Annotated in this window: 8 protein-coding genes and 2 riboswitches; all 8 genes read left to right on the top strand. The window is 64.1% G+C overall.

What is annotated here, in order from left to right; genetic code table 11:
* The gene (locus KUV45_RS14975) at positions 1-942 is read left to right on the top strand and encodes a lysophospholipid acyltransferase family protein (RefSeq protein ID WP_206942763.1); all 942 of its coding nucleotides are present in this window, start codon (positions 1-3) and stop codon (positions 940-942) included.
* A complete protein-coding gene (locus tag KUV45_RS14970) occupies positions 939-1,295 on the top strand; it encodes a hypothetical protein (RefSeq protein ID WP_224851791.1) in 357 nt (118 codons plus the stop codon). Before KUV45_RS14975 ends, KUV45_RS14970 begins: the two co-directional genes overlap by 4 nt.
* A 530-nt stretch (positions 1,296-1,825) precedes the next feature.
* Positions 1,826-3,442: a glucan biosynthesis protein gene (locus KUV45_RS14965; protein ID WP_224851792.1), complete on the top strand. Its 1,617-nt coding sequence runs from the start codon at positions 1,826-1,828 to the stop codon at positions 3,440-3,442.
* Entirely contained in the window at positions 3,439-5,361 is a 1,923-nt protein-coding gene (gene mdoH, locus KUV45_RS14960; protein WP_222162003.1) for a glucans biosynthesis glucosyltransferase MdoH, read from the top strand. The genes KUV45_RS14965 and mdoH overlap by 4 nt, the downstream gene beginning before the upstream one ends.
* A 170-nt stretch (positions 5,362-5,531) precedes the next feature.
* Positions 5,532-5,683: riboswitch (TPP riboswitch) on the top strand.
* 77 nt (positions 5,684-5,760) lie between these two features.
* Complete coding sequence (gene tenA / locus KUV45_RS14955; RefSeq protein WP_222162002.1) at positions 5,761-6,429, top strand: thiaminase II; 669 nt, start codon at positions 5,761-5,763, stop codon at positions 6,427-6,429.
* A gap of 94 nt (positions 6,430-6,523) precedes the next feature.
* Positions 6,524-6,658, top strand: a riboswitch (TPP riboswitch).
* A 92-nt stretch (positions 6,659-6,750) separates the two neighbouring features.
* Positions 6,751-8,703: a phosphomethylpyrimidine synthase ThiC gene (gene thiC, locus KUV45_RS14950; protein ID WP_224851793.1), complete on the top strand. Its 1,953-nt coding sequence runs from the start codon at positions 6,751-6,753 to the stop codon at positions 8,701-8,703.
* A 304-nt stretch (positions 8,704-9,007) separates the two neighbouring features.
* Positions 9,008-10,222 carry an acetate/propionate family kinase gene (locus tag KUV45_RS14945; protein ID WP_222162001.1) on the top strand — a complete coding sequence of 405 codons (1,215 nt, stop codon included), beginning with the start codon at positions 9,008-9,010 and terminating at the stop codon, positions 10,220-10,222.
* Positions 10,219-12,381 carry a phosphate acetyltransferase gene (pta, locus tag KUV45_RS14940; RefSeq protein WP_222162000.1) on the top strand — a complete coding sequence of 721 codons (2,163 nt, stop codon included), beginning with the start codon at positions 10,219-10,221 and terminating at the stop codon, positions 12,379-12,381. The genes KUV45_RS14945 and pta overlap by 4 nt, the downstream gene beginning before the upstream one ends.
* Positions 12,382-12,507 lie beyond the last annotated feature (126 nt).

The raw sequence follows: 12,507 nt of genomic DNA, 5'->3' as shown, positions 1-12,507 counted from the left end.
ATGCAACTCCCCTGGCAACAACGTCTGCAGGCCTTTGCCGTCGCTCGCCTGTGGACCCTCCTGTCGCACTGCTCGCCCGCCTCACTGTGGCGGCTGAGCCGCGTTCTCGTCAGCCTGGCGTACCCCTTGCTCAAGCGCGAACGCGCGGTCACTCGGCTGAATCTGGAGGTCGTCTACCCCGACGCCAGCCCGCAGCAGCGGGAATCGCTGGCTCGCGACAGCCTCACGCACTCGACCGCCACCATGCTCGAGCTCGGCTTCTCCTGGCAAGGCGACCCGCAGCGCGTGGCTGACAGCATCGTCGAGGTGCATGGCAGAGCCTTGCTGGATGACGCCCGCGCCGAAGGCAAGGGGGTCATCATCCTGGCGCCTCACTTTGGCAACTGGGAAGTGCTCAACTTCTGGCTGTCCAGCCACTTTCCCTTCACCGCCATGTACGAGCCGCCCAAGCTGGCACCCTTGGATCCCATCATCCGTGCGGGACGTGAGCGCTGCGGCGCCAGCCTTGTGCCGACCAATCCAAGAGGGGTCGCCGCCCTGCTCAAGGCGCTGAAGCGCTGCGAGGCCGTCGGCATCCTGCCGGACCAGGAGCCCAGCTGGGGCAGCGGTGTCTTTGCTCCCTTCTTCGGACGCCCGGCCTATACCGCCACCCTGCTGCCAAAGCTGGTGGGACGCACCGAAGCACGGGTGGTGACAGGCGTCGCCCTGCGCCTACCCGGGCGAGGGTTTGCCCTGCACTTCCTGGCCGCCGACGAGCGGGTCTACGATGCCGACGAGACGACCTCCTGTACCGGTGTCAATGCCAGCATCGAAGAGGTCATCGCGCTCGAACCCGCCCAGTACCAATGGGAGTACAAGCGCTTCACCAAGACCCTGGAAGAGCAGCGCGGCGATCCCGACTTCCGCCGCCACCGGCTGTACAGTTCGAGGAATATGAAGTGACCCGTCCTCAGGACTCGATCTCCCGCGACACCCATGTAGGGCACGCCTTGTACGTGATGTACCTGGCGGGCCTGGTCACCGGGTTCCTGACCCTGCTGATCGCGCTGATCGTGGCCTACGTGTACCGCAAGGATGCCCCGCCGTGGCTTCGGGCCCACTATCACTACCTGATTCGAACCTTCTGGATCGGCCTGGTGTATGGGGCCGCCGCGGCGGTGCTGACGGTTCTGGTCATCGGCCTGGCCTTGCCACCACTGCTGGTCAGTGCCTGGTTCGTGATTCGCTGCATCATCGGCTGGCGCGCGCTACACCGGCGGCTGCCGCCGCCTCGGGTGGACAGCTGGCTGTGGTAGCCATCTGACGCAGCCGAGCCGACACCCGCCAACGCGGGCGCCCCTGCTGCCTCGCGCCTTACCCGCCAGATCAGCCCCTTATCCTGTCTATTCTCTTGTCCCTGTCTCTTCCCCTTCCCCTTCTCTCCTGCCCTTGCCCCTGCGACATGTATCCGCAGGGATACATTTCTTCGCAATTTTGTCGCCAGAAGACGACACGGAACCTCACTTTCCACCTCCTCTCAAAGGCAGGTAGAACCCATCTATTGCATCTTTACCATCAGACAATAGGCTAGAGTGTGAAGAGCATGGATAGCCGTTTCAGCACAAATATGGGCAAAGTGAGACACGCGACCTGCTGGCTGACCGCCTCTCGACCATCGCCGCAACGGCAGTCGCGGCGATGGTCACCTATCACGGCGATCCGCGGCAGACCGTGATGGCTCCGCGATAGCCGTGACAGGTCCCGACGCCCACTGCCCAACGTCCCACTGGTTCCGCCTGACAGAGCACTGGCAGTTCTGTGCCATCAGGCCGCAAGGAGAGCGAACGTGAACACCCGAGTCATCTGCGGACGGTCGACACCGCCCACTGCCTACCCGGCCGAGTCAGCCCGCGTCAGTGGACGCGGCGGCCTCCAATGGAAGGCCGCTGCATCATGGGCACTGGCCGGCATGTTGGTCAGCGCACCCGCGCTGGCAGTGGATGCCGACAGCCTTTTCGAACAGGTGACCGATCAGGCGAGAACCCTGGCCGAAGCGCCCTACGAAGCGCCAGAGAGTACACTGCCTGACGCCGTGGCCGAGATGGGCTACGACCGCTACCGGCAGATTCGCTACCGCGATGAACAGGCGCTTTGGCGCGATCACGGCAACTTTCAGGTGGAGCTGTTCCATCCCGGCTTTCTCTACGACCAGCCGGTCGATATCCATCTCCTCGAAGATGGCGAAGTGCGCACCCTGCCCTTCGAGCAGCAGCGCTTTCGCTACGACGACGATGCCGCTGAGCTGGCCGAACTGGATCTCAGCGACCAGGGCTATGCCGGCTTCCGTCTGCATTACCCCCTCAACCGAGCGAATGTCGACGACGAGTTTGCCGTCTTCCTCGGCGCTTCCTACTTCCGCCTGGTGGGCAGAAACCAGGGCTACGGGCTCTCCGCAAGAGGCTTGGCGATCGATACGGCCATGCCCCAGGGCGAAGAGTTCCCCTCCTTCCGCGAGTTCTGGCTGGTCCAGCCTGAGGCTGACGCCAACCGTATGACGGTTCTGGCGCTGCTGGACAGCCCGTCGCTGGCCGGGGCCTACCGCTTCGAGATTGCGCCTGGCAAGAACACTGTCGTCGACACCGAAGCGCGACTGTTTGCCCGCAGCGATGTCGAAAAGCTCGGAGTCGCGCCGCTGACCAGCATGTTCCTGCATGGCGAAATGGATCGGCAGGAAGAAGATGACTATCGCATACGCGTGCATGACTCCAGCGGGCTGCTGATGGCCACCAGTTCTGGCGAGTGGACCTGGCGCGTTCTCGATAATCCCGCAGACCTGCAGATCTCTGGCTTGCAGGATACCTCTCCCAGGGGCTTCGGCCTGGTCCAGCGTCCGCGCCACTTCGATGCCTATCTGGACATGGAAGCCCGCTACGAACGCCGCCCAAGTCAGTGGGTACAGCCCGCTGGCGACTGGGGAGAAGGCCACGTGGAATTGATCGAAATTCCGACCGACAGCGAGGCCCACGACAATATCACGGCCTACTGGGTCCCCTCCTCGCCCCTCAAGGCGGGAGAGTCACGCACCTATCGGTATCAGACCTGGACCTTCGCTGACACCCCCATGGAGGAACCCCTGGCGCGGGTCGTCAGGTCACGCCAGGGCTGGGGTGGCATTCCCGGTCAGAGCAATCCCCCCGACGAACAGCTCAGGCAGTTCATCATCGACTTCCGCGGCGGCGAGCTCGAGGGTCTTGATGTGAGCCAGCCGGTCAGCGTGCACCTGACCACGTCCAGTGGCGAAACGACGGAAGCCAAGGTGACAGCACTGCCCTATGGAGACACCTGGCGGGCCAGCTTCAAGCTGCTGCCTGATGGCGATACGCCGGCAGACCTGCGCCTGACCTTGATGCTGCGCGACCAGCGCCTGAGCGAAACCTGGAACAGCATCTGGAGTCCCCGATGAACGAGCATACCCCGGAAGTCCCCTGGCCCCGGTGGCGCAGAACGCTGGTCGGCATGGCCATTGCCGCCACCACCGCGCTGGGTGTCTGGACCATGTTCAAGATCCTGTATGTCGAGGGCATCACTCCCCTGGAAATGGCCATCCTGGGACTGTTTGCGATTACCTTCGGTTGGATCACCATGGCCTTCTGGAGCGCCGTGATCGGGTTTGTGCTTCACCTCACTGGGCGTGACCCCTTGAGCCTCAAGCGGCGTGGCGCCGGACCGATGAGGCCCGCCGGCTCTCGCTCTCGCACCGCCTTGGTCATGCCGATCCACAACGAGGACGTGGCCCGGGTAGCGGCTGGGCTCGAGACGACCTGCATGGACCTTGGCGAGCTGCCGGAGGGCATCGACGTCGAGGCCTTCGTGCTCAGCGATAGCACCGACGACGCCGTCGTGGCGGAAGAAAAGGCCGCCATGGCAGCGCTGCAGCAGCGACTCGAGGGCCACTGCCGGCTGCACTATCGCCACCGGGACAGCAACGCAGGGCGCAAGGCAGGCAACTTGGGCGACTTCTGCACCCGCTGGGGCAGCCACTACGACTATATGCTGGTGGTCGACGCCGACAGTCTGATGAGCGGGACCACGGTGGTCGAGCTCATCGACGAGATGATGGCCAATCCTCGGCTGGGGCTCCTTCAGACGGTGCCCATTCCCGTGCGCCAGCAAAGTCTGTTCGGGCGCTGCAATCAATTCGCTGCCGCGCTCTACTCGCCCATGCTGGCGGCAGGGCTGAGCTTCTGGCACGCCACCGCAGCCAACTATTTTGGCCACAATGCCATCATTCGGGTGGACGCGTTCACCGACGCCTGCGGCCTTCCCGAGCTCCCCGGCAAGCCGCCCCTGGGTGGCGATATCCTCAGTCATGACTTTGTCGAGGCAGCGCTGTTGCGCCGGGCCGGCTGGCAGGTGCGCATGCGCACCGACCTGGGCGGCAGCTATGAGGAAATGCCCAGCCACATTCTCGACTATGCCAAGCGTGATCGACGTTGGGTACAGGGCAACCTGCAGCATCTGCGCCTGCTGAATGGCCATGGCCTGCATGTGCTGAGCCGTCTGCACTTCTTCTTCGGCGCGCTGGCCTACCTGTCGTCGCTGGTGTGGCTGGCGATCCTGGTCATCAGTACCATCGATGCGCTGATCAGGGCGCTCGTTCCCACGAACTTCTTCACCGCCAGCTCGCAGTTGTTCCCTGACTGGCCCATCGCTCCGCCCAACCTGATCATTCCCTTGTTGATCGGCACCTTGGGCATGCTGCTGATGCCCAAGGTGCTGGGACTGATACTTGGTCTCATGCGGGATCCAGAGGGCTACGGGGGACGCCCAAAACTGGTCTTGAGCATGCTGGTGGAGACCCTGTTCGCCATGCTGATCGCACCGCTGATGATGGTCTTCCACAGCCGTTTCGTGATCCAGGTGCTGACCGGTCGTACCGTTGCCTGGGACCCGCAATCCCGAGAGGGGCGGGCACTGCCCTGGCGGGAAGCCTTCCGCCATACCTGGCTGTGGTCGCTGATTGGTGCGGTGTGGGCTCTTGTCACCTGGGCCTACACTCCGAGCTTCTTTCTCTGGCTGACGCCCGTCTGGCTCGGCCTGGTGCTGGCGGCTCCGCTGGTGCGCTGGAGCTCCAGCCTGACCATCGGCCGCCGCCTGGCCCGCGCCGGGCTTCTGCTGGTACCCAGTGAGACACGCCCCCCCAGGGTCGTCGCCGATCTACACATCGAGAGTCAGCTACCCTCATCGGGCGCGCCGGCCGCTCCCCCCAGCGAGCGTCCCCGAGACATGCCTGTGCAGTCCTTCCGACGCCCCCATCAATCGGCTGAGGTGCACAGCGACCCTGGCCACCCGATCGACACCCCCACGCCAGATCGTCGCTGATCCATCATAAGCCATCATCAGCGTCGGTGCAGGACGCCGCGGCCGTGACCCTCATGGCCGCGGCGTCATCATTAGGTAGTCTCTCTCGACAACCTCCCTTGACGCCCCCTTCCGATGCTATCCGAAAGTGGTGTCTGGCAAAGCCGCAGGGGCGTGCTAGACTGCGGTCGACTCGCTTGACGGGGTGCCGGTCAATCCGGCTGAGATGGTGCAGGGCCTGCGTGGTGTAGCGGCCCGACAGCACCGATCCCGTGGAACCTGATCCGGGTGCGGTGTGGACTCACACCTTGAACCGGCGTAGGGAATCAGGCGGTGGCACGCCTTCCCTGTGGGGGCCTGCCCTTCCTCCCCGCCGTCCTTCTCTGCCCCGCCCACCGGATCCACTATGCCGGAGCTATCATGGGCTACTGCTTCAACGACCTTATCGCTGCCTGCCGCGACGACTGGCGGCGCTATACCGAGCACGACTTCGTTCGTGCACTTGGGCGCGGCGACCTGAATGACGCCAGCTTTCGCCACTATCTGAAGCAGGACTACCTGTTTCTCCTGCAGTTTTCACGCGCCTACGCCCTTGCTGCCTACAAGAGCCAGAACCTGGAGAGCTTGCAGGGGGCCTTCAAGGGGATGCAGACGATCCTCGAGGTCGAACTGGGCCTGCATCTTGCCTACTGCCGAGAATGGGGCATTGACGACAGTGAGCTCAGCCGTCTACCGGAGGCACGTGCCACCCTGGCCTACACCCGCTACGTCCTCGACACCGGCAGTCGGGGTGATCTGCTGGACCTGCACGTTGCCCTGGCGCCCTGCATGGTCGGCTACGCCGATATCGGTCGCTGGCTGGCGGATCATCCCGAGACGCTGCGTGGTGGCGACAATCCCTACGATGCCTGGATCACCATGTACGCAAGCCCTGACTTTCAGGCCTCGGCCGTGCGCGAAAGACACTGGCTCGACGACCAGCTCAGCCAGGTATCGAGCGCTCGTTTCGAACGGCTGGCGCGCATCTTTAGCGACGCGACCCGTCTCGAGACAGACTTCTGGCAGATGGGACTAGACCTGAGTGACTGACCTTGGCGACGCCTTTAGGCGATTGAACTGAGCGATCGTACTGGGCGATCGACCTGGGTGATCGCGCTCGACAACACAGACAAGCTGACAATAGCAACGCTTGACGGGGTGCCGCAGCCAGCGGCTGAGATCATGCAGCGCATGAGACCCGTTGAACCTGATCTGGGGATACCCCCGATGTTACGGCATCGAGGCGAGGACCAGCGTAGGGATCAAGCGCTCACGGCCACGGCCTCGACGCCCCCTTCTCCCTCGCGACGTGCCATTACCACCATCAGGGCGACGCCACTTGCCCTGCACCGCCGTGAGAGGAAACCACCTATGTCACTCGACCATCCCTCGTCTCATCCGAGATCCCGCCATGACGCCCACTTCCTGGCCGAGACGGCCAGGGTCGACCAGGCCGCCGTCACTCCCCTGCCAGGCTCTCGCAAGGTCTATGTAGAGGGCTCCCGCCCCGACCTGCGGGTGCCATTTCGCGAAATCACCCTGTCGCCGACGCGCACCTCAGGCCCCGACGAAGCCAATCCACCGCTACTGGTGTACGACACCTCAGGCCCCTATACCGACCCGGCGATACAGGTCGATCTGCGCAAGGGACTGGCCGAGTTGCGCAGGCCCTGGATTGAGGAGCGCAACGACACCGAGTGGCTCGACGGTCCCACCTCCGAGTACGGCCGCCGGCGTGCCGATGACCCGCTGCTGGCACCGCTGCGCTTCGAGCTGACGCGCACACCACGCCGCGCCACCAGGACCGCCGATGGCCGCCCGGGCAACGTCACCCAATTGCATTACGCGCGGCGCGGCATCATCACACCGGAAATGGAGTTCATTGCACTTCGCGAGAATCAACGTCGACAGGCCCTTCAGGACCCTTATCGTGGCAGTGACGAGGTCGAAGCGATACTTGGCCACCAGCACCCCGGCCAGTCGTTCGGAGCCCGTTTGCCGGATGAGATCACCCCCGAGTTCGTGCGCCAGGAAGTGGCCGCCGGACGTGCCATCATCCCGGCCAACATCAATCATCCCGAAGCCGAGCCGATGATCATCGGGCGTAACTTTCTGGTGAAGATCAACGGCAATCTAGGCAACTCTGCGGTGACCTCCTCCATCGAAGAGGAAGTGGACAAGATGACCTGGGGGATTCGCTGGGGGGCGGATACGATCATGGACCTGTCCACTGGACAGAACATCCATGAAACCCGTGAGTGGATCATCCGCAACTCACCGGTGCCGATCGGTACCGTGCCACTCTATCAGGCGCTGGAAAAGGTCAAGGGCGTGGCCGAGGACCTGACCTGGGAGGTCTTTCGCGACACCTTGATCGAGCAGGCGGAACAGGGGGTGGACTATTTCACCATCCACGCCGGTGTGCTTCTTCGCTATGTGCCGCTGACCGCTGGCCGAGTCACCGGCATCGTCTCGCGGGGAGGCTCGATCATGGCCAAGTGGTGTCTCTATCACCACCAGGAAAGCTTCCTCTACACCCACTTCGAGGAGATCTGCGAGATCTGCAAGCAGTATGACGTGGCCTTCTCGCTGGGCGATGGGCTGCGCCCGGGATCCGTGGCAGATGCCAATGACGAAGCTCAGATGGCCGAACTCAAGACCCTGGGCGAGCTGACCCACATTGCCTGGAAGCACGACGTGCAGGTGATGATAGAAGGGCCCGGCCACGTGCCCATGCACCTGATCAAGGAGAACATGGACAAGCAGCTCGAGTACTGCGACGAGGCGCCCTTCTATACCCTGGGCCCGCTGGTCACCGACATCGCTCCCGGCTATGACCACATCACCTCAGGCATCGGCGCGGCGATGATCGGCTGGTACGGCTGCGCCATGCTCTGCTACGTCACCCCCAAGGAGCACCTGGGCCTGCCCGACAAGGACGACGTCAAGACCGGGATCATCACGTACAAGATCGCCGCCCATGCGGCGGATCTGGCCAAGGGGCACCCCGGCGCTCAGCGCCGGGACAATGCGTTGTCCAAGGCACGCTTCGAGTTCCGCTGGGAGGACCAGTTCAACCTGGGCCTGGACCCGGACACGGCCCGCGCCTACCACGACGAGACGCTGCCCAAGGACGCGGCCAAGGTGGCCCACTTCTGCTCCATGTGCGGACCCAAGTTCTGCTCCATGAAGATCAGCCAGGAAGTCCGCGACTATGCCCGCGACAACGGCCTGGACGGCGACAGCGAGGCGGTCATGGCGGGCATGGAGGCGCAGGCACAAGCCTTCCGCCAGCAAGGCGGTGCCCTGTACAAGGAAGTCTGACGCAAGCCCATCACGGCCACCTTCCCGCCCACGGCCCCGCGGGCGGGGAGGTGGCTGCCGTAAAGCGAATGCTGCGGCGGAGATTCAGGGCCGCGGGCAGCCTTCACGCTGCACCGCACAAATTAATACCAAAGTCTAACTCCTTTGCCCTGTCACTTGATGGTCGTCACAAGCAGTGCTGTTCCACTAGCGACTGGCCCTCCCTACCTCCCCAGGACAATTATGAGGCACCGGCCGCGGTGCTAGATTCGCCGCCATCCCCCCGTTTACACGCCTTAACAAGGCGTCTTTCTCTGGAGATGGCATGAAAGCCCCGATACTGGTGATCAACTGCGGCTCCTCCTCGATCAAGTTTGCGCTGGTCGATCAGACCCCTGGCGCACCTCGGATATCAGGCATTGCCGAGCGCCTGGGCAGCCACGACGCCTGCCTGAAGCTGGAAGAAGAGCACGGCAACCGGCGTGACATTTCGCTACCTCGAGCCACCCACGCCCTGGCGCTCAAGACCATTCTCGACCACCTGGGTGATCAACGTCCCGTCGGCATCGGGCACCGGGTGGTCCACGGCGGCGAGCGCTTCACCTGCGCCACGCTGCTGGACGACACGGTAGTCCGCACCATTCGCCAGACCGTCAGCCTGGCACCCTTGCATAACCCGGCCAACCTGGATGGCATCACCGCCACCCGACGACTGTTCGAGCACCTGCCCCAGGTGGCGATATTCGATACCGCCTTCCACCAGACCCTGCCGGCCCACGCCTACCGCTATGCGATTCCCGAAGACCTGTATCAGCGCCATGGCATCCGGCGCTACGGCTTCCACGGCTCCAGTCACGCCTACGTCAGCGAGCGCCTGGCCGAGGTCAGCGAGCGGGGACACGGAGGTTGGCTGATCGCCCATCTCGGCAATGGCTGCTCCGCAACCGCAGTCTGGGAAGGCGAAAGCCAGGATACCAGCATGGGCATGACGCCCCTGGAGGGGCTGGTGATGGGCACACGCAGTGGCGACGTCGACCCGGGCCTGCACCTCCATCTGGCCCGCCAGCTGGGGATGTCGCTGGAATCGATTGACCTGCTGCTCAACCAGAAGAGCGGCCTTCTCGGCGTATCTGGGCTGACCAATGACATGCGCGAGCTGGAGCAGGCCGCAGGCGCAGGACACCCCGGCGCGACCCTGGCCATCGAAGTGTTCTGCTATCGCCTGGCCAAGACCCTGGCCGGTCTCGCCTGCGCGCTTCCTCGGGTCGATGGCATCGCCTTCACTGGCGGCATCGGAGAAAACTCGTCGCTGATTCGGGCCCGCACGCTGGGCCACCTAAAGGCGCTGGGCGTGCATCTTGATAGCGCAGCCAACAGCGCTCTTGCGCGCGGCAGCGAAGGTGCCATCCATGACGCCAGCGAGTCCGGTTCGCCGGAAATCCGCGTCATTCCCACCGATGAAGAAGGCTATATCGCCAGCCAGACCCGAGTACTGATCACCCGTCTGGCACTGGCCGACAGGTCCGAGGAAGCCGTATGAGCCTGCAACCCCGTACCCTGCTGTTGATCCCGGTGGATGAGGGGGTCGCCCTGACCTCTGCGGCGCTGGGAATGCTGCGCGCACTGGATACCCTGGGCCTGGAGGCAGGCTTCCTGCAGCCATTCAGCCAGGCAGAGGGCATCGATGACGATAGCAACAGCGCCGAAAGGGCTCGCTCGCTGGTCGCCAGCACCCTGGGCATCGGCTCGCCTCGTCCAGTGCCTCGGGAAGACGTGGAGCACTACCTGGGCAGAAATGACAGCGACGGTCTGCTTGAGCTTGCCGTCGAACGCCACTCACGGGTCGCCAAACCGGCGACCGGCAAGCGGCCAGCCTTCATCGTCGTGGAAGGCATTCGCCCCCTGCGCAAGAACGCCTACGCCCTGGATCTCAATGTACGGCTTGCCAGCGCCCTGGACGCCCAGGTGATTCTGGTCGCCGATGGCCAGACGAGCGACCTTAAGGAGCTGGCCAAGAGCTTGGCCTTCCATCGCCAGAGCATCGACGCGGTGGGTTCCAGGCGCACCCTCGGCACCATTCTGATGCGCCTGCCCAGTGACGGCGATGACTCGGCAAGCGATCAGACCCTGGCCTCCGTCAGTGATCGTGAAGCCAGCGTCCACCGCCAGTACTGGCAGGACCAACTGGCCACGGCATCCGAGCAGAGCCTGCCGGTAGTGGCCGCGGTACCCTATCGCGCCGCGCTGACCGCGCCGCGGACCCTGGATGTGGCCCGCGCCCTCGGCGCCAGGATCCTGCATCACGGTGATGCCGATAGACGTCGCGTCGCCCATACCACCCTGGGTGCCCGCAGCGCCGAGCATTTGCTGTATGCATTGCGCCCGGGCGAGCTCATCGTGTCGCCTGGTGATCGCGACGACACCCTGCTGGCTGCTGCCCTCGCCACCATGAACGGGGTGCCCCTGGCGGGCCTCCTGCTCACCCACGGCGAAACCCCCAGCAAGCAGCTGATCGACGTCTGCCAGCCAGCGCTATCCTCCGGCCTGCCTGTCCTGTCCGTCGATACCGACAGCTTCACCACGGTGGCCAAACTGACCGACATCCCTGGTGGGATTCCGGTGGATGACCAGGAGCGGGCGGAGGCCATCAGCGCCTTTGTGGCGGATCACCTCGATCGAGAATGGCTGCTGGCATTGATGGACGACGAGACCCAGCGCCGACTGTCTCCCGCGGCCTTTCGCCATCAATTGGTCAGCATGGCCCAGCAAAAGCGCCAGCGCATCGTGTTGCCCGAGGGGGAGGAGCCACGCACTCTGGAAGCAGCCATCCTGTGCCAACGCCGCGGCATCGCCAACTGCGTCTTGCTGGGTAAGCGCCAGGCCATTGTGGAAGTGGCCAAGGCCCGCGGCCTTGAATTGCCCGATGATCTGCAGATTCTCGACCCCGACAGCGAACGTTGCCGCTTCATCGCCCCCATGGTGGAACGGCGCAAGGGCAAGCTGACCCCCTTGACCGCCGAGGCCCAGCTTCACGACAGCGTGGTTCTGGGCACCATGATGTTGGCGGAAGGCGAGGTCGACGGCCTGGTATCAGGGGCGATACACACCACCGCCAACACCGTTCGACCGGCCTTTCAGCTGATCAAGACCGCCCCCGGATATGCTCAAGTGTCGTCGGTTTTCTTTATGCTGCTGCCCGATCAGGTGGTGGTCTACGGCGACTGCGCGGTCAATCCTGACCCGGACGCCGACGCGCTGGCCGAGATTGCCTTGCAGAGTGCGGCCAGCGCCGAGGCCTTCGGCATCGAGCCCAGGGTCGCCATGATCAGCTATTCCACCGGCGAGTCAGGCACCGGTGCCGACGTTGACAAGGTCCGAGAAGCCACCCGCATCGCCCGCCAGAAAGCCCCGCACCTGCCCATCGATGGTCCTCTGCAATATGACGCTGCGGCGATCGCCAGCGTGGCCCGGCAAAAGGCACCGGATTCGCCGGTGGCAGGGCGCGCTACGGTGTTTGTCTTCCCTGACCTCAATACCGGCAACACCACCTACAAGGCGGTCCAGCGCAGTGCCCGGGTGGTCAGCATCGGCCCCATGCTGCAGGGCCTCAACAAGCCGGTAAACGATCTGTCACGGGGCGCCCTGGTCGAAGACATCGTCTACACCATTGCGCTGACGGCGATTCAGGCTGGGCAATAGCGGCCCGCCGACGTTTCCCGTCACGCCAATGCCGCCACTGGCGTCCTGATCGCCGCATTTCGGCGCTGATACAACCTAGCCCCGGCGTTGCCGGGGCTAGGTTGTCTGCCACGCCTGCCTCCACGG

It is taken from the genome of Halomonas sp. DP3Y7-2, assembly GCF_019800795.1.
GTDB lineage: Bacteria > Pseudomonadota > Gammaproteobacteria > Pseudomonadales > Halomonadaceae > Halomonas > Halomonas litopenaei_A.
This window is presented reverse-complemented; position numbering and strand designations above follow the sequence as displayed.